This window comes from Sphingobacterium paludis (assembly GCF_004364125.1).
Taxonomy (GTDB): Bacteria; Bacteroidota; Bacteroidia; order Sphingobacteriales; family Sphingobacteriaceae; genus Sphingobacterium; species Sphingobacterium paludis.
Window position 1 is genome coordinate 236,686 of record NZ_SNZV01000002.1, and the last position, 23,212, is coordinate 259,897.

22 protein-coding genes are annotated in these 23,212 nt (G+C 43.1%); 4 read left to right on the forward strand and 18 right to left on the reverse strand.

Features of this window, described 5'->3' with window-relative positions; translation table 11 throughout:
• Nucleotides 1-49: 49 nt before the first annotated feature.
• The gene (locus B0I21_RS03930; protein ID WP_243835942.1) at nucleotides 50-340 is read left to right on the forward strand and encodes a DUF3817 domain-containing protein; all 291 of its coding nucleotides are present in this window, start codon (nucleotides 50-52) and stop codon (nucleotides 338-340) included.
• Nucleotides 341-343: 3 nt separating this feature from the next.
• Here the strand turns inward: B0I21_RS03930 and B0I21_RS03935 are convergent, their stop codons facing one another.
• From B0I21_RS03935 to B0I21_RS03965, 7 genes are all read right to left on the reverse strand, one after another.
• The gene (locus B0I21_RS03935; RefSeq protein ID WP_037495870.1) at nucleotides 344-742 is read right to left on the reverse strand and encodes an acyl-CoA thioesterase; all 399 of its coding nucleotides are present in this window, start codon (nucleotides 740-742) and stop codon (nucleotides 344-346) included.
• 63 nt (nucleotides 743-805) lie between these two features.
• Nucleotides 806-2,212 (reverse strand): dihydrolipoyl dehydrogenase, encoded by a 1,407-nt coding sequence (lpdA, locus tag B0I21_RS03940; RefSeq protein WP_133639170.1) that lies wholly within the window; start codon nucleotides 2,210-2,212, stop codon nucleotides 806-808.
• A gap of 146 nt (nucleotides 2,213-2,358) precedes the next feature.
• Nucleotides 2,359-2,892 (reverse strand): plastocyanin/azurin family copper-binding protein, encoded by a 534-nt coding sequence (locus B0I21_RS03945; RefSeq protein ID WP_133639171.1) that lies wholly within the window; start codon nucleotides 2,890-2,892, stop codon nucleotides 2,359-2,361.
• A 47-nt stretch (nucleotides 2,893-2,939) separates the two neighbouring features.
• Nucleotides 2,940-4,556, reverse strand: a complete 1,617-nt coding sequence (locus tag B0I21_RS03950; protein ID WP_133639172.1) for a response regulator — start codon at nucleotides 4,554-4,556, stop codon at nucleotides 2,940-2,942.
• 5 nt (nucleotides 4,557-4,561) lie between these two features.
• On the reverse strand, nucleotides 4,562-5,128 hold the full coding sequence (locus B0I21_RS03955; RefSeq protein ID WP_133639173.1) for a chemotaxis protein CheB: 567 nt from the start codon (nucleotides 5,126-5,128) through the stop codon (nucleotides 4,562-4,564).
• Entirely contained in the window at nucleotides 5,128-5,958 is an 831-nt protein-coding gene (locus B0I21_RS03960; RefSeq protein WP_133639174.1) for a CheR family methyltransferase, read from the reverse strand. The genes B0I21_RS03955 and B0I21_RS03960 overlap by 1 nt, the downstream gene beginning before the upstream one ends.
• Nucleotides 5,946-9,407: a response regulator gene (locus B0I21_RS03965; RefSeq protein WP_133639175.1), complete on the reverse strand. Its 3,462-nt coding sequence runs from the start codon at nucleotides 9,405-9,407 to the stop codon at nucleotides 5,946-5,948. The genes B0I21_RS03960 and B0I21_RS03965 overlap by 13 nt, the downstream gene beginning before the upstream one ends.
• Before the next feature lie 246 nt (nucleotides 9,408-9,653).
• Between B0I21_RS03965 and floA the strand changes: the two genes are divergently transcribed.
• The 3 genes from floA (at nucleotide 9,654) to B0I21_RS03980 (ending at nucleotide 12,061) form a co-directional block, all read left to right on the forward strand.
• The gene (gene floA / locus B0I21_RS03970) at nucleotides 9,654-10,637 is read left to right on the forward strand and encodes a flotillin-like protein FloA (RefSeq protein WP_133639176.1); all 984 of its coding nucleotides are present in this window, start codon (nucleotides 9,654-9,656) and stop codon (nucleotides 10,635-10,637) included.
• 310 nt (nucleotides 10,638-10,947) lie between these two features.
• Nucleotides 10,948-11,466, forward strand: a complete 519-nt coding sequence (locus tag B0I21_RS03975; RefSeq protein ID WP_133639177.1) for a KdsC family phosphatase — start codon at nucleotides 10,948-10,950, stop codon at nucleotides 11,464-11,466.
• A gap of 1 nt (nucleotide 11,467) precedes the next feature.
• On the forward strand, nucleotides 11,468-12,061 hold the full coding sequence (locus B0I21_RS03980) for a Maf family nucleotide pyrophosphatase (protein WP_133639178.1): 594 nt from the start codon (nucleotides 11,468-11,470) through the stop codon (nucleotides 12,059-12,061).
• Between the two features lie 102 nt (nucleotides 12,062-12,163).
• Here B0I21_RS03980 and B0I21_RS03985 read toward each other — a convergent pair whose 3' ends face one another.
• The 11 genes from B0I21_RS03985 to B0I21_RS04035 all read right to left on the reverse strand — a co-directional run bounded on the left by B0I21_RS03985 (nucleotide 12,164) and on the right by B0I21_RS04035 (nucleotide 23,126).
• A complete protein-coding gene (locus tag B0I21_RS03985) occupies nucleotides 12,164-14,737 on the reverse strand; it encodes a TonB-dependent receptor domain-containing protein (RefSeq protein ID WP_133639179.1) in 2,574 nt (857 codons plus the stop codon).
• 83 nt (nucleotides 14,738-14,820) lie between these two features.
• The gene (locus B0I21_RS03990; protein ID WP_133639180.1) at nucleotides 14,821-15,261 is read right to left on the reverse strand and encodes a hypothetical protein; all 441 of its coding nucleotides are present in this window, start codon (nucleotides 15,259-15,261) and stop codon (nucleotides 14,821-14,823) included.
• Nucleotides 15,262-15,376: 115 nt separating this feature from the next.
• Nucleotides 15,377-16,141, reverse strand: a complete 765-nt coding sequence (gene trpA, locus B0I21_RS03995; protein WP_133639181.1) for a tryptophan synthase subunit alpha — start codon at nucleotides 16,139-16,141, stop codon at nucleotides 15,377-15,379.
• A 3-nt stretch (nucleotides 16,142-16,144) separates the two neighbouring features.
• A complete protein-coding gene (gene trpB / locus B0I21_RS04000) occupies nucleotides 16,145-17,329 on the reverse strand; it encodes a tryptophan synthase subunit beta (protein WP_133639182.1) in 1,185 nt (394 codons plus the stop codon).
• Nucleotides 17,322-17,942: a phosphoribosylanthranilate isomerase gene (locus B0I21_RS04005; RefSeq protein ID WP_133639183.1), complete on the reverse strand. Its 621-nt coding sequence runs from the start codon at nucleotides 17,940-17,942 to the stop codon at nucleotides 17,322-17,324. The genes trpB and B0I21_RS04005 overlap by 8 nt, the downstream gene beginning before the upstream one ends.
• A gap of 1 nt (nucleotide 17,943) precedes the next feature.
• Nucleotides 17,944-18,933, reverse strand: coding sequence for an anthranilate phosphoribosyltransferase (gene trpD, locus B0I21_RS04010; protein WP_133639184.1), 990 nt, complete (start codon nucleotides 18,931-18,933; stop codon nucleotides 17,944-17,946).
• A gap of 206 nt (nucleotides 18,934-19,139) precedes the next feature.
• The gene (locus tag B0I21_RS04015) at nucleotides 19,140-19,601 is read right to left on the reverse strand and encodes a hypothetical protein (RefSeq protein WP_133639185.1); all 462 of its coding nucleotides are present in this window, start codon (nucleotides 19,599-19,601) and stop codon (nucleotides 19,140-19,142) included.
• Between the two features lie 96 nt (nucleotides 19,602-19,697).
• Nucleotides 19,698-19,919: a DUF2795 domain-containing protein gene (locus tag B0I21_RS04020; protein WP_002996718.1), complete on the reverse strand. Its 222-nt coding sequence runs from the start codon at nucleotides 19,917-19,919 to the stop codon at nucleotides 19,698-19,700.
• Nucleotides 19,920-20,037: 118 nt separating this feature from the next.
• Nucleotides 20,038-20,796 (reverse strand): ABC transporter ATP-binding protein, encoded by a 759-nt coding sequence (locus B0I21_RS04025; protein ID WP_133639186.1) that lies wholly within the window; start codon nucleotides 20,794-20,796, stop codon nucleotides 20,038-20,040.
• A 28-nt stretch (nucleotides 20,797-20,824) separates the two neighbouring features.
• A complete protein-coding gene (locus B0I21_RS04030) occupies nucleotides 20,825-21,568 on the reverse strand; it encodes a lysophospholipid acyltransferase family protein (protein ID WP_133639187.1) in 744 nt (247 codons plus the stop codon).
• A gap of 187 nt (nucleotides 21,569-21,755) precedes the next feature.
• Nucleotides 21,756-23,126 (reverse strand): dipeptidase, encoded by a 1,371-nt coding sequence (locus B0I21_RS04035; protein ID WP_133639188.1) that lies wholly within the window; start codon nucleotides 23,124-23,126, stop codon nucleotides 21,756-21,758.
• Between the last annotated feature and the right edge of the window lie 86 nt (nucleotides 23,127-23,212).

Genomic DNA, 23,212 nt, shown 5'->3' on the forward strand with positions numbered 1-23,212 from the left:
AGCTCTTTCTTTTTGGCGTATGTTTGCGGAAATTATTTGTGAATCAGTTATGTTACGAATTTTTCAACAGATTGCCTTGTGGGAAGCCATTTCAACGGTTGTCCTGTTCTTTTTAGCGATGCCGCTTAAGTATCTGGCCGATGTGCCTGAAGCCGTCAAAGTCGCTGGCTCCATCCATGGTTTCTTGGTCGTGCTATTTGTCATTCTACTGATTATGTGCTGGAATGAGTATAAATGGCCGATCAAAAGGGTGATAACGTATTTCGTCGTGTCGTTGATCCCTATTGTTTCATTTTGGGTAGAGCGAGATCTTAAAAAGCAAATAGCTTCTAAAAAGTAGAAGCTATTGATTTGTCTTTTCTATGCCGCTGTAGGCATAGGTAATTTCCGATTTGTTGTGCGGGGTAGGGTTACCCTCTCCGTCTAAATTGACAAACACGAGTTTGTCGATGGAAAGGATGATCTTTCGCGTGATCTTGTTTCGTACGACGCAGCGCATGGTGAGTGAAGTGCGCCCAAAATTTACAGCCTCGATGCCCATCTCTATAATATCACCTTGTTTTGCGGAACTCACGAAGTTGATCTCCGAAATATATTTTGTGACCACATGTGGATTACCCAGTTGTACAATGGCATATATAACGGCTTCTTCGTCTATCCAACGCAACAAAGTTCCGCCGAAGAGTGAACCGTTTGGGTTTAAATCTTCTGGCTTAATCCATTTTCGGGTATAAAAGTTCATGGTGTTATTTTGTTAAAAAAGCAAGAAGGATGCTCCTTCTTGCTTTTTACATATTCTCTGTTTTTATGCGTGAATAGCTCTATTTGCTGTTGCGGCAAGCGCAGCTTCTTTCAGCGCTTCCGTGTATGTTGGGTGCGCATGGCATATTCTACCGATATCTTCGGCAGAGGCTCTGTACTCCATCGCGACCACGGCTTCAGCAATCATATCTGCCGCGCGTGGACCAATAATGTGCACGCCTAACACTTCGTCAGTTTCGCTATTAGCCAAAACTTTAACAAAGCCATCGGTGTCGCCAGAGGCCTTCGCCCGGCCGGAAGCCTTAAAGGAGAATGAACCTGTTTTATATTTCACACCCGCTTCTTTCAGTTGCTCTTCTGTTTTTCCAACAGATGCAACCTCTGGCCAAGTATATACAACTCCAGGGATAAGGTTATAGTCAATATGCGGTTTTTGACCGACAATGCGCTCGGCAACATAAATCCCTTCGTCTTCTGCTTTATGAGCCAGCATCGCGCCCTTTATCACATCGCCGATTGCGTACACGCCCTCGACGGATGTTTCTAGATGCTCGTTCACTGGAATCTTATTGCCGCGCTCTTCTGGTGTAATACCGATGTTCTCCAAGCCTAGCCCTTCTGTATATGCCGTTCTACCTACAGACACGATACAATAGTCGCCCTGCAATTCAACAGTTTGTCCTTTCGGATCCTCTGCCGTAACAGTTACATTTTTACCTTTTGTCGTAGCGCCGGTCACTTTATGACCCAAGAAAAATTCCATGCCCAGGTTTTTCTTTAATACGCGCTGCAACTCTTTTCCAAGTCCGCCATCCATCGTTCCAATGATTGATTTCGCAAATTCTACGACAGAAACTTTAGCACCCAGGCGTGCATATACAGAACCTAGTTCCAAGCCGATAACGCCGCCACCAATAACGATGAGGTGTTTCGGAACTTCTTGCAGGTTCAACGCTTCTGTGGATGTGATGATACGTTTTTTATCAATCGGTAAAAAGGGCAAAGCCGTAGGTTTCGAACCGCTAGCGATAATGACGTTTTTTGCTTTTAGCTCTTCCGTGCTTCCATCACTCTTCGTTACCTTAATCGTATTTTTATCAACAAATGATCCTACGCCTTCATAACTATCTATTTTATTTTTCTTGAATAAAAAAGTAATACCTGCGGTATTTTGAGCGATCACATCATTCTTACGATCGATCATTTTTTTAACATCAATCTTTAAATTGCTCAGTCCGATACCGTGTGTCTCGAAGTTATGTGCTGCATTGTGATAGTGTTCGGATGTGTCCAATAAGGCTTTAGAAGGAATACAGCCCACATTCAAGCATGTACCGCCAAATGTGCTATATTTTTCAATAACGGCTGTTTTAAGGCCTAGTTGTGCACAGCGGATAGCTCCAACATATCCACCTGGACCACTTCCTATAACGATTACGTCGTATTGCATAAAAATTTGGTATAAAGTTACGGTATCAAAGTTAGGTAATTTATATAAACTAAATTGTATTTAAGATGTAAAAAACCAAGTGTATACAAGCAACAAAGCACTTATTATTCAATAAGTGCTTTGTTATATCAAGTAGATCGTTAGTACTATTCTGCCACGATTTTTCCTTGCATCACGCCGTAGTGTCCTGGAAAACTACAAATGAACGTGTAAACGCCTTTTTCTAAGGTGAACGATATTTTATCCTCTTCACCGGGACCTAATAGTTTTGTATGTGCTGCGATTGAGCTCAGAGCCGTTTTTGGAATGTAGTCGGCATCAGCAGCAGCCGTAGCTTCACCAGCAAACGTAGCAACATCTACACCGGGTTTCAAAACAATTAAATTATGTCCCATAGATTCTTTTGGTAACGTACCTACGTTTTTCAAAGTCAATGAAATCTCCTCGCCAGCTTTTACGCGAAGCAATTCTTTGTCAAATTTCATTTGGTCGTTGGATTCAACAACGATCGTGTTTGATGTTTCTACATTTTCAATACCAGGGACGGTTTCGGCTGTTGCGCTCTCTGATGAAGAAGTGGTTTCCTCTGTGGTTGTAGAAGTATTTTTATTCTCACTACCTCCACATGCTGCAAGCGAAAGGACAATAGCAATCGCTGGAAAAACAAATAATCTTTTCATTTTACAAATTAAATATGTGTGCTTTCAACAAAGCTAATCATTATTTTTTAATCGTACTGTACTCTTTTCTTGCTGATGAGGTTACTTATTTTCTGATGCAGATCTAGCGGATCAAACGGTTTTCCGATGACACTGTCGGCCCCAGCTTCGTAAGCAGCGGCCTGTTCGTGTTCGAGTACCGACGCCGAGATCGTGATAATTGGGATAAAGGTTTTTTGCATATTGGAATTCTTCTTGATCTCTTTTATCGCTTCAAAACCTGACATGATCGGCATGTGCGTATCCATCATAATCAGATCATAATCGTACTGATTGACCTTCTCAACAGCCTGCCGTCCATTCTTGACATTGTCGACCTTACACCCCCACGATTCAAGCATATGGGCCAGCATGAAGCTGTTAAGATCGTTGTCTTCGGCAATGAGGATACTTAGATCCTCAAATTTTTCCAGTTTTGAAAATACTTTTTTATCCATTTTATCCTCGTTGGGAAAATGCTCCGCATGTTCGAAAGTCGCTTGGAAGGAGAAGGCAGACCCATCACCATAGATGCTCTCGGCGCTGACCGTTCCGTTGAGGAGATCCGCAAGACGTTTGACAATGGCCAATCCAAGACCTGTTCCGCCAAATTTTTTGGTGATTCCATCGTCCGCCTGCTCAAAAGCTAGGAAAATCTTATCAATCGCGTCAGCCTTTACACCAATACCCGTGTCTGTTACCGTAAGTTTGATAGTAGATTCTGTGTTGGATTGATTAAGAACCTCTGCTTTTAATCTAATCGTGCCAGTCTCCGTAAATTTTAGACTGTTTGATATGAAGTTATTGACTATTTGTTGTATCCTTAACGGGTCACTTTTTACATATTCCGGAAGACGCGGGTCTATTTCCATCTCGAAATCAAGCTGCTTATCCAACGCTTTGACCTTAAATATTTTGCGAATATCTTCCAACTTCTGTCTCAGTGAGAAACTCTCATTCTCTACCTTCATCATGCCCGAGTCAATTTTAGAGATGTCGAGAATATCGTTAATAATCAGCAGCAATGAATTGGATGCAATATCCAGTCGTTGGATCCAGTCTTTCTGCTCGACGTTGAGTTCTGAATTGCGAAGCATATGTATGATGCCGATAATACCATTTATAGGCGTTCTGATTTCATGGCTCATGTTGGCCAAGAAGATTTCCTTTGATTTTCGTGCTTCCTCTGCATCTTCCTTAGCTGCCAAGAGCTGCTTCCGGGATTCTTCTAACGCTATGTTTTTCTGCTTTATTTCTTCCTGAATATGGATTTGATTGACGAAGGACGTCACCTTTGCGACCGTGATTTCAGGGTTAAGGGGTTTGTAGAGATAATCGATAGCTCCACTTTCCAATCCCTTTAGAAAGTAGCGCTCTTCCTTCGAAATCGCCGTGACCATAATGGCCATGATGTGGTTGGTCTTTGGATTTGATTTTAATAACGACACAAATTCAAAGCCGTTTATATCCGGCATTTGCACATCAACTAAAGCAATCGCAATATCATTTTTCCAACAAATCTTTAACGCTTCATTCGGATCTGTCGAACTGATTATATTAATGTGATGAACATCGGCTAACAAAGCGGATAAGCTGATGATATTTTCTTCCTTGTCATCTAAAATAAGAAGATTTACATTTTTCATAGACTTTATTTTAGATCCCTGAAATAGGAAATGATCTCTTGATCTGTAAATATATTGATTTCCTGATTGGCGCGTATCGCACTCTCAGGCATGGTGCGCATACGAGCTTCTTCTGGCGACTGTACAAAAGCTTTTCCCCCCATTTTCTGTACGATTCTTATGCCATCTGTTCCATCTTTATTGGCGCCGGAGAGCAGAAAGGCGCTACAGCGTTTCCCATAGATCTCTGCCGCTGTTTCAAACAGCACATCAATAGATGGCCGGGAAAACTGGATCTGTTCGGAAATATCCAGGGAAAACGTGCGGTCTGGTTCGACGAGTAAATGGTATCCAGGTACCGCAAAATAGATCATATTCTTCGATATATTCGTTTTGTCGCCGGCTTGTATAATAGGTCGGTGTAACCTGGCTGCTAGCGTGTCTTCAATCCGGGTAACGAACTTAGGGTTGCGATGTATAATCACGACGATTGCATATATAAAATAGGACGGCAGCGATTCGATAATTGCTACAATCAGATTGTACGAACCTGCGCTTCCGCCTATCAATATGATTTCATCGGCCTTGCTCATCACTTAATCTTCTGGTAGATGTTGAATTCTTTATTTATCACCTTAAAATTAGACATAATATCCCTGTTTAATAGTGTTTCCTTGGAACCTAAACACAGAAAGCCAAATTCCACCAACGAATTGTAAAATAAGTTAAAGACCTTGTTTTGCAGTTCCATGTCGAAGTAGATCAGCACATTGCGGCAAGATATGAATTGAAATTCATTAAAGATGTAATCGGTAGCTAGATTGTGCTGAGAAAAAAGGATATTTTTCCTGACTTCAGCATTCACGATGGCAGCTTCGTACATTGCTGTGTAATAGTCTGACAGGCTACCATGCGATCCGGAGGCATTGTAGTTTTCGCTGTAACTTTTTATTTTTTTCAACGGGTATATTGCCTTTCTCGCTGTTTCCAATACACTTCCATTGATATCCGTTCCGTAAATGAAACTTCTATCGTAGAGCCCCATCTCCATCAACAAAATGGCGAGCGAATACACTTCTTCACCCGTCGAACATCCGGCACTCCAAAATTTCAGTTGTGGATAGGTTTCCAGGTAAGGGAGTACATCATTGCGTAGCGCCGCATAGTATTGTGGATCTCTAAACATTTCGGTTACGTTTACCGTAACTTCGTTCATCAGATAAGTCTGAAAACTTTCAATGTTGGTGATGGCATTTTTAAGGTCAACAACATCCATGCGCTCCAAGTCCAAAACACGCTGTATTCGCCGTTTGAGGGAAGATTTACTGTAGCCGGATAGATCATAGCCAGATACCTTGCCAAATAAATCCACAATTTCCTGCAGTTCGAGGAAGCTAATATGGGATACGCTTAACTTAGCCATACACGCATTAAGGAAACAAGTTTATTAATATCAATGGGCTTGCTAACATAGTCACTAGCTCCTATCTGGATGGATTTCTCGCGGTCGCCTTTCATGGCTTTGGCGGTTACCGCGATGATCGGAAGATTTGCGAAGGCTTTATCTTTCCGGATCTCTGCTATCGCTTCATACCCATCCATCTCAGGCATCATGATATCCATTAAAACGATGTCAATTTTTCGGGCGCTTTGTTTTACGATATCGACGGCTTCCCGGCCATTGTTAGCGATTTCAATCTCCATATTATACCCTTGAAGCATCGTGGTAAGCGCAAAGACATTGCGCATATCATCGTCCGCTATCAATACCGTCTTTCCGTGCAGGTTGTCGGTACTGTTGCCGAGGTTGTCAAGTTTCTCAATGTTTTTGACCGGCATATAATCATCAGAGATGATCTTGTTTAAGAACAACTTCACTTCGTCGATCAAACGGCTGTTACTTTTCCCGGATTTCAAGACCATCGCCTTCGTGTATTGCTGGATGTGATCTATCTGTTTTTTTGATAAATCATAGGCCGTGTTGATGATGATTGGTGTCTCGGTGTAGTTGGGCATCGATTTGATTTGATCAAGAACGTCTAGTCCGTCGGCATCGGGTAGCTTAATGTCAAGAATCACGCAATCGATATTCTCCTCTGTATCAAGTTTGCTGAGCGCAGTGCTCGCAGAAAAAGCTTGAATAACGTTGATGTTTTGCTCGGCAAATGCAGATTTGATGATTTCGCTTTGAAATTCTTGATCTTCGATAAGCAATACCTTTTTAATGCTACTATTAATATTTAGGCGAATGTTATCGAAAACTTTTTTCAGCGAATCTTCGGAAACTGGCTTGGACAGGAAGCCTATCGCACCATTTTCGATAAACTCGCGTTGTGTAAAGTTCGCGGCGGACATCATGTGTATAGGAATATGCTTGGTCTCCGGTATTCCTTTCAACGTTTTCAGTACTTCCCAGCCGTCAGAGAGGGGTAGCATCACGTCAAGTATGATCGCATGCGGCTTAAATTGCTTTGCCTTTTGTACGGCATCGACACCGTCGTGGGACAGCATAACCTGAAAACCATGCATATGAGCAAAGTCTCGCAATATATCGGCGAATTTAATGTCGTCTTCAACAATCAATAAGTTTTTGCTCGTTGTTTCTTCCTGCGGTTCAAGCGTGGAATTTTCAGAAACAGGTAAGGCATTGACCTCGGTTTTTGGATTGTTGGCCAGCAAGCTTCCGGTACTTTTTTTCTCGGGTTCTTGTACTAAAGGGATATCTCCCGCAGTTTTGTAAGGTATAATTAAGGTGAATGTGCTTCCTTTATGCAGTTCGCTGCTTAGCGTGATGCGGCCACCCAGAAGTGAAGCTATCTCTCTGCTGATGGAAAGGCCTAGTCCTGTACCGCCATATTTGCGGCTGGTCGATCCATCTTCTTGGCGAAAAGCTTCGAAAATTAGCTGCTGTTTCTCCTCTGAAATCCCTTTTCCATTATCGGTAACAATGAATTTCAGGTTCTCATTGACCACTTTGATCGTCAATTCAACGGAACCTTTTTTGTCTGTAAATTTGAAGGCGTTGGAAAGGAAATTTTTAAGCACTTGCTCTAGGCGATATTCATCGCTGACAAAGTCGGGCGGTATCGGTTCCTGCAGATCTATGGTGAATGATATATTGCGTTCTTCGGCGGCGGATGAAAACAGATTTTCAAGATTGTTAATAAACTCCCGCATATTAATGCGCTCGTAATTCAACTCTACTTTGCCTGATTCAATTTTTGCGAGGTCGAGCAACTCATTAATCAGTTGTAAAAGGTCGCTGCCGGCGCTGTGGATGACGGAGGCGTATTTTACTTGATCGGTATCTAGATTTCGGTTTTTGTTGTCTTGAAGTAACTTTGCAAGTATAAGAATACTATTTAATGGGGTGCGCAGTTCGTGGCTCATGTTGGCCATAAACTCAGACTTATACTTACTGGCCAGTTCTACTTCCTGTATTTTTTCTTCTACGATTTTCTGGGCGGTATTAAGTTCTTGGTTACGGAGTTCAAGCTGCTTTGCTTTCTCCTCCAATTCAGAATTTGTCTGTTGAAGCTCTTCTTGTTGTACGCGTAGCTCCTCCTCTGAAGCTTCCAGCAAATTCGTTTTATAAATAAGCTCTTCGTTCGTGATGCGTAATTCCTCCTGCTGCGCCTCCAGCTCTTCGGTTTGTTGTTGGGTTTCCTCGAGCAAGCTTTCCACCAGCATATGGCTCTGCCCGAATTTTATGGACATTGCGAGTATGCGTGATACCCGTTCCAGATATTGCAAAGTCTTCGTCAAGGCCATGTCGTCAAACGCACCGCCAATCTCCAATATTCCCAGACATTGTTGTTCGAAGACGAGAGGAACAAGGATAATGGTGCTAATTTGGTTTCCTTTTAAGCTAGAAGAAGACGTCATGACCTCCTTGGTATGCTGATTGAGTATCTTGATTTCTTTTCCCTTTGTTGCGCCGCCCAAAAGGCCTTCTCCATGAAGAAACGTAGGATGGGGTGCGGTGTCGTTATCAATACCGATCTGTTGTTTCAAAACATATTCATAGGAGTCCATGCGGCGTATGTACAATGCTCCCGCAAAAAAACGAATCGAATTTACTATGGTATTGAATGCCGTCTCCGCGATTACGTTTTCATCATCAATACCGGTCAACTTCTCGCTCAGTAGGCCGGATTCCGCTAATACCCAATTGGTCAATTCTATGTTTTGCTGCGCCTGATGGATCTCTTTGTTTAATTTCAATGATTCTTTTGAGCGACGGCTCAGTTCACGAATAATCCGAACTACACGATTGAAAATAAATAAAATGAAGATCAAAGGTAGCCCAATAAGAAAATAAGCCGTGGTCTTTAGCGTCGTCACCGAGCGATGGAAATCGCTGGAGACCTGCTGCCGTTCACGCAGTATCATGTTACGCAACGTGAGCATGCTCTTATTTAGCGTAGACTGCTCTTGTAAAAGTGACTCTTTATTATCGATGATGTCGTCATTCCTTTGTTTCCAAATGGTATCCGCATCGAACATCTGGCGACTAGCGGTCTCAAAAGTGTTCACCTCTCTACTGAAAGGGTGATTTTCGTCAAAATCTTCCTTCAAATCAATAGCGGAATGTTCAACGAGCTTTAAGAGATTGGTGAAGTTGTTCAGGTCTTGGGATTCATCCTTTAGTAAGTAGCGTGTTTTTTCCTGAATGGCTTTGAAAATCTGTTGGTCGATTTCATTAAGGATATTTGCTTTTTTCTGAAGTCGATCATTGGCTACCTTCACATGGTCGACTCGGGTGCCAAGCGCGGTAAAAAAATACACGGCGGTGCCGATAATGATGAGGTAAGCAACTATTATTCCGATGAATAACTCCCATTTCAGGACTGCTTCTTTTTTGAATTTCATGTGATACGGCTTGTCTGATAGTCTGCTATTTCTGCAAAAGTAACTATTAATTGCAATGCTTTCTATAGCTGATAACAAAATATGGTTTACCGCCTTTCGATAATTTCATTTGTTGGGGGCGACACGGAAGCTTTGGAGGAAGAAATGCGGGCCTCATCCCCTATAAAAAAGGAAGTTTAAGAACGCAATGTATGGGATATCTTAAATAAAGTGATAACTTTAAGCTATTACTTAAAGTCAAGATTTATGGATCCAGGAATTAGTTTAATTTTAATTATCGTTGGTGGCGTCGTTGCGTTTTTTCTGTTGTTGTATTTGTTGCCGGTGAATCTGTGGTTTACAGCACAACTTTCTAACGTGAAGATAAGCCTGTTGAATTTAGTGTTGATGCGATTGAGAAAGGTGCCGCCTTCGCTGGTTACCAACGCTATGATCACCTCCACGAAGGCAGGTCTTCGTATCACATCCAATGAAATTGAAACCCATTATTTGGCTGGAGGGAACGTTAATAAGGTAATCAAAGCTTTAATTTCGGCAGATAAGGCTAATATTCCTTTGGATTTTAAACTGGCCACGGCAATTGATTTGGCAGGACGTGACGTGTTTGATGCGGTACAGTTATCGGTTAATCCGCAAGTGATCAATACGCCGCCCGTGGCTGCTGTCGCAAAAGATGGCATTCAACTTATCGCGAAGGCGCGCGTAACAGTTCGTGCAAATATCAACCAATTGGTAGGGGGAGCCGGTGAGGAAACAATTTTAGCCCGTGTAGGTGAGGGGATTGTGACTACGATAGGTTCTTCTATCAACCATAAAGAGGTCTTGGAAAATCCGGATCGGATTTCAAAGACAGTCTTATCGAAGGGGCTGGACTCAGGAACTGCCTTCGAAATTCTTTCCATAGATATTGCGGATATAGATATTGGTGAAAACGTTGGCGCAAAGCTACAAACCGACCAGGCAGAGGCAGATCTGAAAGTGGCAAACGCGCGCGCAGAAGAACGTCGTGCTATGGCCGTAGCTAATGAGCAAGAAATGCGTGCTAAAGCACAAGAGGCAAAAGCCAAAGTAATCGAAGCGGAAGCACAGGTGCCTATGGCCATGGCCGAAGCCTTTCGCAATGGTAATTTAGGCATCATGGATTATTACAAGATGCAGAATATACAGGCAGATACCGATATGCGAAGTTCCATAGCGAAACCTTCCGGTAATGATAAAGGTAAAAGTTAACGAGTTATTAGGAAAATAGTTGTTATACATACAAAACCCTGACGATGGGCGTCAGGGTTTGCTACTAACCAATTATAAACCTAAATTATGAAAAGACAATGTTATGTCGTGATTGCTCTTGTTGATCGATCACAATACAAATGTACGTCTAAAATCTAAGCAATCCATGCTTTTTGCCTATTTAGTTGTGATAACAACTAAATTCTGACAAACCTTTGATGTAATGTCTTTTTTCAATAAATAATTGTCTGATCTGGATTGCGACCCTCCTCATTAAGCATTACGCTTCAAATTTCTTATTTTTGACGCTATGGTTTTACAGCAGTTTGCAAAAATTAAAGCCGTCGTGTTGGACGTTGATGGCGTGCTTACAGATGGCACTGTCTTGGTAACGGAAGCTGGCGAGCAGTTGAGACGTTTTTCCATTAAAGATGGCTATGCTATTCAACTTGCCATGAAAGCGGGGCTGCATATCATCGTTATCAGTGGAGGGCAATCGCAAGGTGTTCTACAAAGGATGAGCGGTCTTGGTGTCAAGGAAGTGCATTTAGGCGTTTCGGATAAATTGACCCTGATGCGCCAGATTATCTCGCGCCTAGGTTTAGCTATACAAGATATAGCGTTTATGGGCGATGACATTCCTGATCTACTGTGCATGAAAGATGTTGCATTGGCACTTTGTCCGCAAGATGCTGTAGACGAAATAAAGAATATTGCGGCTTACGTTTCGCCATACCGTGGCGGTGAGGGATGCGTACGCGATGTATTGGAAAAGATTCTGCGACTTCGCGGACTATGGAACGTAGAAACGGGAATAAAAAGTATATAGTATGTTGATAAAGCAAATAGACGGAATCCCTGTGGTATTGGGTTCGCAGTCGCCACGGCGAAAGGAACTTTTGGCCAACCTTGGTATAGATTTTCAGGTTATCGTAAGGGAAACCGATGAGGAGTTTAATCCACAGCAATCACCAGATGACATTGTAAGGAGCATTGCCTTGAAGAAGTTAGCTGCATTTCATGATGATCTATTTGTTGATAGCCTTGTGATTACGGCAGATACGGTAGTCGTTCACGATGGGCAAATCTTGGGCAAGCCAAAAGACATAGATGAGGCGGTTGCCACGCTCAGGAAATTGCAGGGAACAGCGCACGATGTGCTTACTGCTGTTGCTATGGGGTACCAGGGTAAGATCCATTCGTTTGTTGAGCGTACCGGTGTTTGCTTCTATCCGATACATGAGGATGAAATTTTAGACTACGTAGAGCGCTTCCTACCATTGGATAAGGCTGGCTCTTACGGAATACAAGAATGGATTGGTCTGATCGGCGTGAAAGCTTTGCAAGGTTCTTATGAGAATGTGGTGGGGCTACCCACCGCACGACTGTATCAAGAATTAAAAGTAATTATTGCTAGCGCCTAAGGCTGTAAACTATGAAGTAAACAAAAAGTCTTGCCGCTTTGAAGTAGGCAAGACTTTTTTGTACATATTGCGGCACATGGTCATGTGTCCAGCATCGTTGGGTTATTTGATCGTATACCTTAAACCAGCATAAAAAAGTCGTCCGGCGATCGGCCCCCAAAGAAGGTTGGTGTCAAAAAACTGTCCAAAAGGCTCATCAAAAGCCAGGATCGGGTTTTTCTGGAAAAAGTTGGTTAAATTCTCTCCCCCTAGATAGACCGTAAGGTTTTTCTCTTTTCCCAGACTTTTACTAACCTGTGCGTTCATCGTTACATAGGCATCCGAATAGGCTTGCAGTTGATAGGCAGCAGGGTTTTCTACCGTAGAAGGAAGCCTCTTTTTGCCAACCACGTTTAGCGTGTAGTCAAAGCTCCAACCACTATGTAAATTGTAGGCCATATTTACAAATCCCCTATGCTTTGCTGTTAAAGGCTTTTGCAATCGGCCAGCTTGATAGTCGGTCTGTACATCAAGTAAGCGGTAGGCAAATCGCGTTTCTAGATGCGCTATAGGCATAAAACGGAAATCTGCTTGAAGGCTGTTGGAAAATGATTTGCCGTCTAGGTTGTAAAACGAAACGGCACGCGGGTTTTCCCAATCCACGACCACTTGATTGCTAAAGTTGTTATGGAAAAGTTCGACAGAAAAGCCAGATTCTCTTCCGAAAAGCTGAAAATCCTGATCGAACGTAAGTCCCGTATTCCAAGAAACCTCTGGTTTTAAGCCATATGCAGTGTTGCTTGACGAAGCAAGTTGTGCATAATCTACAGCCCGGCTCGACGCAAAGATACCCATGTTTTCGGCAAATATATTGGCCGTACGTTGTCCTCTGCCGGAACTTAGGCGAAAGGTGGTATTCGGAGCAGGGGCGTAGCGCAATACCGCTCGGGGTGTGGTAAACCACCCATAGATGCTATTATAATCCTGACGAATTCCCAAAACAGCGTCAAATTTTTCATTGGGCGCGAATGTATATTCCAGAAAAGCGCCAGACACCGCTTCCGTGCGACGAAAGTCATTCGTTACAATCTGCTCGTTGTATTTGTCGTAAGACAGAGACAGCCCTGCTCTGTATTTATGCATCACACTACCCAATACATCTTGATAGAGCAGATTCGCGTAGCCGCTACGCTGTTCACTGTTGTAGGTGGTTAAACCGAAGTAGCTGTCCTGGCGATAGTGCGCGCCAGATACTTGTAGCCCTATACTTCGCAGTTTGTGATTTGGAAATACATAACCAATCTTGGCAAAACCCTCGATGCGGTCGATGTCAAAGCCCAACCCATACCTGTTGGTTGTTAGCTTATCCGTCCTTTCATTAAAGTCGATCTCTCCACCCGTGCGATCATCACTTAAGTATTTTATTCCAAACTGTGCGATAAGGCCTTTGCCGTTTTCGTAATGCCATCTGTTCACACCAGAAAAGACATTGCCTACAGGCATGTCGCGGAAGCCATTATTGCTAAAGTTCATGGATTTGTTATACATGAAGTTATCATGTAGTAATAGTCCAACCGACCACTTGTCGTTTATTTTTTTTGCTAGATTGAGGTTTACATCCGTTCTGCCCATATTATTCGCATAGGCATTAAAATAAAGCTGATCGGTATTATGCGGCTTTTTGAGTTCCACGTTGATTTGGCCTGACATGCTTTCGAAACCATTGGCTACAGATCCCATCCCTTTACTGATCTGTATAGACTCAATCCAGGGTCCAGCCATACTGTTTAGTCCAAGTGGTGCTGCAAAGCCTCGTGGACCGGGGAGATTTTCTACAGTTAGCTGTGTGTAAACGCCGCTCAAGCCCAGCAGTTGGATTTGTTTGGCTCCGGTAACGGCATCACTACTGACTACATCGACCGACGCATTGGTTTCGAAGCTCTCGCTTAAATCGCAACAGGCGGCTTTAAATAATTCCTTTGCCGTGATCATTTCGATACGATTGGGAGAAAGTTTAGCGATGTAATTGGATCGTTGTTTTCGGGACACCACGACCTCGGCCAATACATTATCTTTCGCGTGAATGACCAAAACCTCGTGGAGGTTTTTCACCAGAATGGTGTCTGCCTTCATCCCGACGAAGCTGACGATTAGGTTGGCATATCCCGTCTGATGAACAATATCGAATACGCCATTTTCGTTGGTTTGTACCGTTTTTTGCGGATTTTCTTGCCAGCTGATGTTGACGCCGGCAATGGGTGTGAGTTCCCCTTTCCCATTTTCTTGTACAACTACACCACGTACGGTATGCTCGTGATCGTGATTTTCGTGATCGTCCAGGCTATTTGTTTCTGAAGCTGAATCCAGCCGTTCGTACAGGCAACATTCATGCAGTTTCGCATAAACGTCATCCTGGGCACGGATGTCATCGGTATCATGACCCACATCGGCAATAGCCTGTTTAATAGCGGTGCTGGAGGTTTTATCTCTGTGGAAGTAAACGGTAGCCATATTGGTCTCCATGTCCCAAACGGCTTCATCAACGCCTTTAATTTTGGCTGCTTTCTCTATGCGCTGTTTACACAGCCCGCAGTTCCCTGCTACTTCAAATTGTATCGTATCTCGCTGTTGCGAAAACGTTGCTGTATAGATAAGGGTAAAGGCAAGTATTAAAAATGCTTTAAATAGTGTATGCATGTAATAGAATTTGATAATAAAAAACTAAAAAGAGGTAGGCCGCACGCAAAGCGTAACGGAAACAATCGAATTCAGTTTAAAAATCAAATACGGAAATTACAATGAATAAGATAGGGAGGGGAGTCCGTGACCGAGGTTGGCGAAGATTGGAAAACAGGCGCTTGAAACACATGATCATTGCTATCAGGGATAGGAAGGATCCAGAAGAGTGTCAATATCGCCGGTGAAGTGGTAAAAAGTGGAAGCATGTTCGATGCGTTCTCCATTTTGGTTTCACCTTTTCGAAGGTCGAGGACAATCTCTGAGCAGCAATTTTCCTTTTCGTGACAGTCCGTTTGGGTATCGTTGCTATTCTCCGCGCAGCCTTCCGATTCCATACAGTGTGGACACGCATCAGGCATGGATTCTTTCTTCGTTTTAAGAACGATAAGATCGCCTTCTTGACACCGATGCATATATACAGTAGCGCCCGTGCAGGTGACCGCATAGAGAACCATCATGATATAAGCAACGAATACTTTCATACACTGCAAATATAAGAAAATAAATCAGAATGGATTAGAGGTTGGCATAACGGCATACAATCTAATCAGCAACGAGTAGCTAACGGCTCCGCGTACCGCTAGCTACCTGGAATGGTTAAGACTTGATCTTTTTTACAAAATTTTTAATCTCGTTGTGGTAATCCGGGCGAGACAACAATTTTACGAAGGCCGACCCAATGATGGCTCCATGCGCGTAAGCTGTTGCTTTTGCAAACGTTTCTGCATTGGATATTCCGAAACCAATGACAAGTGGATTTTCCAGCTCCATTTCTTTTAAGCGTTTGAAATAGGCCGTAGAAGATTCTCCCACTTCCAAGTTCTTACCTGTTGTTGCATTGGAAGATAAAAGATAGATAAAGCTGTTGGAAAGCTTGTCGATCTTACGAATCCGCTCGGTGGAAGTTTGCGGCGTTACCAGAAAAATGTTGCTGATACCATGTTGCTTAAAAATCGTCTCGTATAAGTCTTCGTACTCATACATCGGCAAATCAGGAATGATGACCCCATTCACGCCCACTTCCTGACAGGATCTGCAGAAATTCTCTACGCCATATTGTAGTACCGGATTAAAATATCCCATCAAAAAAACAGGGATTGAAACACGAGAACGTAGCGTTTTCAACTGTTCAAACAGTACTTTTAAATTCATGCCGTTTTGTAGCGCGAGCTCCGAACTGTTTTGGATAACCGGCCCATCGGCTACCGGATCTGAATAAGGGAAGCCAATTTCTAAGAAGTCTGCGCCGGATTTCTCCAGTTCCTCAGCAATATCGATGGTGCTGTCCAATGTAGGATAACCTGCCGTGTAATAGATGGAAAGCAGTTTTTGCTGCTTGTGCTGGAATATATTCTCTTTCATGTGTTAAAAACCAAAATATTTCATGTAGTTATCCAAGTCCTTGTCTCCTCGACCTGATAGGCAGATGACAACATTTTCATCACCTGTAAACGTCATTTTTTCGAGGTGGGCCAATGCGTGCGAACTCTCTATGGCCGGAATGATACCTTCCAGTTTGGTGAGTAATAATCCGGCTTGCATGGCTTCATCGTCAGTGATGCTTACATATTGCCCCCTGCCGCTTTTAAAGAGCCAAGCGTGCTGTGGGCCTATACCTGGATAATCTAAGCCGGCAGATATGGAGTAGGGTTCGATTACTTGACCATCTTCAGTCTGCATCAAGATAGAGCGGCTACCGTGCAACACACCGTCTTTGCCCAAAGCGGTCGTGGCGGCAGTCTCGCCGCTATCAACGCCATGGCCGGCCGCTTCTACGGCAATCAACTTCACCTGCTCATCATCTAGAAAATGATAAAACATCCCCGCTGCATTAGAACCACCGCCAACACAAGCCAATACATAGTCTGGCGTTGTGCTTCCGGTCTTTTCGACTAGCTGCTTTTTCGTTTCTTCCGAAATGATGGATTGGAAACGCGCAACCAAGTCAGGGTAGGGGTGTGGCCCCACCACAGAACCGATAATGTAGTGCGTGTCTACCGGATTGTTTATCCAATCGCGAAGCGCTTCATTCGTGGCGTCTTTCAAGGTTTTGCTGCCTGAGGTTGCCGCAACGACTTTCGCACCCATCATTTTCATGCGTGCTACATTAGGGGCTTGGCGCGCGATATCTACCTCACCCATATATACGACACATTCAAGACCTTTTAAAGCACATACCGTAGCGGTCGCTACACCATGTTGCCCAGCGCCTGTCTCCGCAATAATGCGCTTTTTACCCAGTCGCTCTGCCAAAAGGATTTGCCCAATCGTGTTGTTTATCTTGTGTGCACCGGTATGATTCAGGTCTTCTCTTTTCAAAAATATAGTTGCTCCATATCGTTCCGAAAGCCTTTTGGCGTGATACAATGGCGATGGACGACCTACGTAATCTTTTAACAAGGCATGAAATTCCTGCTGGAAACTCTCTTCTTGCATGATTTCCAGGTATCTTGACTGGAGCTCTTCCACATTTGGATACAGCATTTCTGGGATGTATGCACCACCAAATGGCCCATAATATCCTTTTTTGTCAACTTGATATTTACTCATCTTTAATAATTTTCAAAGCGTTTGCTAGTTTGTCTATGTCTTTAAAAGCCGGAGCGGATTCGAACTTCGAATTCAGGTCTAAGCCTTGAAGCCTATCGTCCATTAAATTCTTGGCTTCCTCTATGTTTGCTAGTGAGAGGCCACCACTCAAAAAGTAGGGTACATCAAAAGGATATCCGGTCAAGAGTGTCCAATCGAATGCAAGACCTGTTCCCCCATGTGCTGTACTTTTCGTGTCGAAAAGGAAATAGTCAACGACATCAAGATACGGATACAATTGCTGCCAATCAAAATTTTGCCCTATTCCGAAGGCCTTTACTACGAGAACACCTTGCTGCTTAAAGCGCCGGCATGCTTCGGCTGATTCGTTTCCATGAAGCTGTATACCAGCTAAACCCTCTTCCAGCTTCTCCTGAATGTAGCTCTCTGGCGCGTCTACGAAAACACCTATCTTTTTTATGTTTTGCGGAATGGATATCATAGTCGGAACATGGGGAATAAACCGAGGAGATTTTTCATAGAAAATAAAGCCGATATAATCTATGGGAAGCGCCACCAGCGCAGTAATGTTTTCTGGCTCTCGCATGCCACACACCTTTACCTGCACATCCATTTTAGTTGCCGATTAGTGTGTTAAAACTTTTTAAGGCATTAAGCCCCAATAGCGATTCTTCTGCTTCATAAAAACAATCGCCAAAAGTTTTTTCCGGATGGATGGTTTTGATGGCGAAGGCCGCGTTGGTAAGCACGACATTGTTTTGGACCGAGGTGCCGTTGCCGCGGATGATATGTTGAAAGATTTGAGCAGCCTCGCCTACAGTGTCACCGCCGGCTAGTTCAATGGCCTGAATAGGCGTGAAGCCTATGTCTTCTGTTTTGTAATATTTTTCGCCGTTGTTGTTGATAATTTTGAAATCTCCTGTCATCGAGATTTCATCGTAGCCATCCAGTGCGTGGATAATGCTGTATTGCTTGGCGGTATTTTGATAAAGGTAATTATAGAGACGTGCTAACTCGAGGCTAAACACACCAACAGCCTGATATGTAGGATTCGCCGGGTTTGTTAATGGTCCCAGCATGTTAAAAAAAGTTTTAACGCCTAACGCGCGGCGGATCGGCGCCACAGTCTTCATGGCGGGGTGAAAAAGCGGCGCATGAAGGAAGCAGATACCTGCTTGATCCAATTGACGTTGTAACTCGCTGACATCATTCGTGAAACGATAGCCGAGCTGCTCCATCACATTGGATGACCCGCAGCCCGAGGAAACACCGACATTCCCATGTTTTGCAACTTTATAGCCGGCACCGGCTACCACAAAAGATGCTAGCGTGGAGATATTGAAGGTGTTTTTTCCATCCCCCCCCGTTCCGCACAGATCAATAAGCTCGTATCCCGGCAACTCCACCTTGACACACAGATCATACATAGCATTACGGAAACCGCTTAATTCTTCCACCCGGATGCTACGCATACCATATATAGTCATGAATGCAGCGATTTGGTGTGAGTCATATTTTCCTGTAGCAATGTTGGTGAGTATGGTATATGCCTCATCCTTCGTAAATGTTTTATACTCAAATAAATGAGCCAATATCTCTTTCATAAATTGTAATTCTGTGCAATAAAAAAGGCTTACCTATTCAGGCAAGCCACTATCTGTTGATGTAAATTTCAAGCAATAGATTTCTGCCACAACTTCAATAGTTGTGCCACCACCACGCTTTATTTACATTGATTGTTTTCATTTGTAATTCGTTAAAAACAAATATCTAATATTTATTAATGAAGTGCAAATTTTTTGAAGAGAAATTAGTAGGTCACGAAGTGCGCTAAATTGTTGCCTTTAGATACCAACGTGAACGAAGCGATTTTGTCATTTTTCAGATACAGGGCAAGCATCTGCCGTCCTTTATAAAATAGGAAATACATGTCACTTGTTGATTTTCCTTCTGGATCAATATCGCGGGTCTCTTTTTTGGGGAGTTTATGGAAAGGGATCGCCTCAATCTGGTCAAGCTGCTTACTCTGCAGGTTTAGTCTGATTTCATTGATGCTCGCCTCTAGATAATCATAGCCTTCGTCGGTATCGGTCTGCTCAATGAGGATGTGCTTGCTCAAAATAACGTCTGCACGGAAGGAGGGGTCATCTAGATCCGTTAAAAAAGAGTCAATGACGGCGAAATCCAGATCTTCTTTACTTTGCTCCTGGCAATGACCTACAGACATTGTCAAAACCATTAAAATTAAGGTGACGAAACACTTAAAATACATCTTCATTCATTTAATGAGTAGGTTAGACACGGTACGAGCCTCAAGGATTAATGGGCAATAAAAAACGTCTCATGGAGAGACGTTTTTTATGTTAATCTAATACTCATCTTCATTAAAAAAGAAGTCATCCTTGGTAGGATAGTCTGGCCAAATCTCTTCGATGTTTTCATATGGCTCTCCGTCGTCCTCTAAGGCTTGAAGATTTTCAATTACCTCAACCGGAGCCCCCGAACGAATAGCATAGTCAATTAACTCATCTTTAGTTGCTGGCCATGGCGCATCTTCCAAATGCGATGCTAATTCTAGTGTCCAATACATATCTAATAATTTAAATTGCTATTTTCCGCAAAAATAACATTATTATTAAATAAAACAAGTCAAATGGGTGTTATCAAATTTATTATAATATAATTACTTGTGTGTAAGGTTTTTAAAATTATATCTTTTCAAAATCAGAACCTTTTTCTTTTAAGGCATCTAATCGAGGAATGACCGATTTGATATGTTGATTTTTATAATCATCTTCAATAAGTCCATCGCGCATACGGACGATCCGGTGCGCATGTTGAGCGATATCTTCTTCGTGGGTCACTAAGATGATCGTGTTCCCTTTAGCGTGGATATTTTCCATCAATCCCATAATTTCTATGGAGGTTTTGGTATCCAGATTTCCCGTAGGTTCATCTGCCAAGATAATGGACGGTTTGTTAATCAATGCGCGAGCCACGGCCACCCGTTGACGTTGCCCGCCGGAAAGCTCATTTGGTTTATGGTCTACGCGGTTACCTAACCCGACGTCTTCCAGCGCTTTCAATGCCTGCTCATCTCTTTTCTTTTTACTGTATCCAGCATAGATCAGTGGAAGGGCGACGTTTTCTAAAGCAGTGCTTTTTGGCAACAGATTAAAGGTTTGGAAGACAAATCCGATTTCCTTGTTGCGCACTTCTGCGAGCTCGTTTTCGGTCATATCGGATACGTTGATACCATTCAGGATATATTGGCCTTTGCTTGGCGTGTCAAGACAGCCCAGGATATTCATCAAGGTGGATTTTCCGGATCCAGAAGGTCCCATCAACGCTACAAATTCGCCCTTTTCTATATTTAGCGAAACGGATTTCAACGCGTGAATCTTTTCTGTACCAATGATATATTCCCTACCGATATCATCTATCTGAATTAAAAAATGCTGTTCCATACGTTTTGCGCTATAGCCTGTTATGAAGTTACGATTTATTGTAGAGATCCCAAGTGTCTTTCATTTTATTGTATACTTCCCTTTCCAATTGCATGACGTTTTCTTTTCCAACAGCGCTGGTCTCCACTGGTGCAAGCACATGGACGTGTATCACGCCCGGTTGCGATCCGAATTTTCGCCCGTCATCCCAAAATATCTTCCAGGCATCCTGTATCACGACCGGTAGTATCGCGATGTTATGTTCGGTAGCCAAGCGAAATGCCCCCGGTTTAAACGGATGCAAAATTGGCGGGTAGTGGTCATCAATCTTTCCCTCCGGAAATATAACCAACGATTTTCGATCGAAAAGTAGCTCCAGTGCTTTTTTGTATGCCTTAAAGGAAGACATTTTGCTGTCTCTTTTAACGGGGATATCTATGGTTTCGAAGAAAATGCGGGTGACCGGATTTTGCAACAATTCATCCTTGCCCATAAATGAAAATGGCGTTTTGCAAAGAAAAGTCAGTACACTAATATCGAGGAATGAGGTGTGATTTGGACAAATAATATAGGTCTTTGACCAATCCACATCAGCCTCGTAATTTACATGAATCCGAATACCAACAGCATACATGCCAGCAACACTTATCCATTTCCGGAAGGAGACTATTTTTCGGTAATTTTTATGAGGATTGCGCGCATAAAAAAGCAGGAGGGGATAAGCCAAGGCGAAGAAAAAAAGAACCGATGCAAAATAAGCATAGCGGTGTATTTTTCTCAATAGTCTAAGCATCTTTCAAACATATGAAAATTTGTTTTGATATACAATGACGCGTTTGTCATCAGGGTTTGTATAAACGGCTTACATGTACAGGCAGAAGCCTGTGCATGGGAAATAACAGGACGTGCCGATTTATGGATGGTTTGTTTGGTGGAAAGGTCTGCCTGCGGTAGCTAGCTACCGCAGGCAGACTTGCATGCTATTTACTCAATTCAGCAAAGTATTTGAAAAACGAAGGTATCGTTTCAATGCCCTTCAGATAGTTTTCTATGCCATACTTCTCATTTGGGGAGTGTAAGTTGTCACTATCCAATCCGAATCCCAGAAGGACGGTTTTTACGCCAAGCTCTTTTTCAAAAAGTGCGACGATGGGTATAGAACCTCCGCCACGTGTCGGTATAGGTTTTTTGTTAAACGCATCTTCAAGTGCTTTTTCAGCAGCTTTATAAGCAATGCTGTCCGTTGGTGTCACCACGGGTTCGCCCCCATGGTGTGGTTTCACCTTCACTGTCACGCAACTTGGTGCAATCTTTTCGAAATGTTCTTTGAAAAGATTCGTGATCCGCTCCGAGTTTTGATTCGGTACTAAACGCATCGAGATTTTAGCAAACGCTTTGGATGGAAGTACCGTTTTGGCACCTTCACCGATATAACCACCCCAGATACCATTCACCTCTAGGGTAGGGCGGGTTCCGGTGCGTTCGATACTGCTGTATCCTTTTTCTCCCCATACATCCGCTACGCCCAAATCGCTTTTGTATTCCTCAATATCAAAAGGAGCCTTATTCAACGCATCTCTTTCTTCGTCGCTTAATTCAATCACGTCATCATAAAAGCCCGGAATAGCAATATGGTTGTTCTCATCATGAAGCGAGGCGATCAATTTGGCAAGTATAGTTGCCGGATTGGCCACGGCGCCCCCATATACCCCGGAATGCAGGTCTCGATTGGGACCAGTAACTTCTACTTCTACGTAGGATAAACCTCTTAATCCTGTTTCCAAGGACGGCTGTTCCATGCTGATCATGGACGTGTCGGAAATCACAATGACGTCGTTTTGCAAGCGTTCTTTATTTGCTTTTACAAAGGTGGCCAAGTTGGCCGAGCCAACCTCTTCCTCTCCTTCGATCATAAACTTGATGTTACAAGCTAAGGCGTCATTTTTCATCATATATTCGAAGGCTTTTACATGCATGTAAAACTGACCTTTATCGTCCGCTGCTCCGCGTGCATAGATTTTTCCGTCACGGACGGTGGGTTCAAAAGGTGGCGTATCCCATAATTCTAAAGGATCTGCCGGTTGCACATCGTAGTGGCCATAGACCAGGACGGTAGGTAAATCATCGGATATAATTTTCTCTCCATAAACAATAGGGTTACCTGCAGTCGGACAAACCTCGACGTTGTCTGCTCCCGCTTCCTTTAGTTTTTCAGCAACGAAGTCTGCTGTTTTCTCCACGTCCTTCTTGTACGCCGGATCGGCGCTAATCGAAGGGAATCGTAATAAGGCGAACAACTCTTCTAAAAATCTCTCCTGATTGGATTGAACATATTCTTTTATCGTTTGCATGTGCTATGTGTTTTTGCAAAGCTAGCAATTATAATTTTATTCTATTGGGAGAACAGGTTGGCTATTGTGTGGGATAGTTTGTTAAA

Bases quoted from the DNA above. Each gene is read 5' to 3' on its own strand.
- lpdA (WP_133639170.1), bottom strand. From the start codon at position 2,212: ATGCAATACGACGTAATCGTTATAGGAAGTGGTCCAGGTGGATATGTT.
- B0I21_RS03930 (WP_243835942.1), top strand. From the start codon at position 50: ATGTTACGAATTTTTCAACAGATTGCCTTGTGGGAAGCCATTTCAACG.
- B0I21_RS03985 (WP_133639179.1), bottom strand. From the start codon at position 14,737: ATGCATACACTATTTAAAGCATTTTTAATACTTGCCTTTACCCTTATC.
- floA (WP_133639176.1), top strand. From the start codon at position 9,654: ATGGATCCAGGAATTAGTTTAATTTTAATTATCGTTGGTGGCGTCGTT.
- B0I21_RS03975 (WP_133639177.1), top strand. From the start codon at position 10,948: ATGGTTTTACAGCAGTTTGCAAAAATTAAAGCCGTCGTGTTGGACGTT.
- B0I21_RS04020 (WP_002996718.1), bottom strand. From the start codon at position 19,919: ATGTATTGGACACTAGAATTAGCATCGCATTTGGAAGATGCGCCATGG.
- B0I21_RS03960 (WP_133639174.1), bottom strand. From the start codon at position 5,958: ATGGCTAAGTTAAGCGTATCCCATATTAGCTTCCTCGAACTGCAGGAA.
- B0I21_RS03950 (WP_133639172.1), bottom strand. From the start codon at position 4,556: ATGAAAAATGTAAATCTTCTTATTTTAGATGACAAGGAAGAAAATATC.
- trpA (WP_133639181.1), bottom strand. From the start codon at position 16,141: ATGAAAGAGAATATATTCCAGCACAAGCAGCAAAAACTGCTTTCCATC.
- B0I21_RS04030 (WP_133639187.1), bottom strand. From the start codon at position 21,568: ATGCTTAGACTATTGAGAAAAATACACCGCTATGCTTATTTTGCATCG.
- B0I21_RS03990 (WP_133639180.1), bottom strand. From the start codon at position 15,261: ATGAAAGTATTCGTTGCTTATATCATGATGGTTCTCTATGCGGTCACC.
- B0I21_RS03935 (WP_037495870.1), bottom strand. From the start codon at position 742: ATGAACTTTTATACCCGAAAATGGATTAAGCCAGAAGATTTAAACCCA.
- B0I21_RS03965 (WP_133639175.1), bottom strand. From the start codon at position 9,407: ATGAAATTCAAAAAAGAAGCAGTCCTGAAATGGGAGTTATTCATCGGA.
- B0I21_RS03955 (WP_133639173.1), bottom strand. From the start codon at position 5,128: ATGAGCAAGGCCGATGAAATCATATTGATAGGCGGAAGCGCAGGTTCG.
- trpB (WP_133639182.1), bottom strand. From the start codon at position 17,329: ATGAGTAAATATCAAGTTGACAAAAAAGGATATTATGGGCCATTTGGT.
- B0I21_RS03945 (WP_133639171.1), bottom strand. From the start codon at position 2,892: ATGAAAAGATTATTTGTTTTTCCAGCGATTGCTATTGTCCTTTCGCTT.
- B0I21_RS04005 (WP_133639183.1), bottom strand. From the start codon at position 17,942: ATGGATGTGCAGGTAAAGGTGTGTGGCATGCGAGAGCCAGAAAACATT.
- B0I21_RS03980 (WP_133639178.1), top strand. From the start codon at position 11,468: ATGTTGATAAAGCAAATAGACGGAATCCCTGTGGTATTGGGTTCGCAG.
- trpD (WP_133639184.1), bottom strand. From the start codon at position 18,933: ATGAAAGAGATATTGGCTCATTTATTTGAGTATAAAACATTTACGAAG.
- B0I21_RS04025 (WP_133639186.1), bottom strand. From the start codon at position 20,796: ATGGAACAGCATTTTTTAATTCAGATAGATGATATCGGTAGGGAATAT.
- B0I21_RS04035 (WP_133639188.1), bottom strand. From the start codon at position 23,126: ATGCAAACGATAAAAGAATATGTTCAATCCAATCAGGAGAGATTTTTA.
- B0I21_RS04015 (WP_133639185.1), bottom strand. From the start codon at position 19,601: ATGTATTTTAAGTGTTTCGTCACCTTAATTTTAATGGTTTTGACAATG.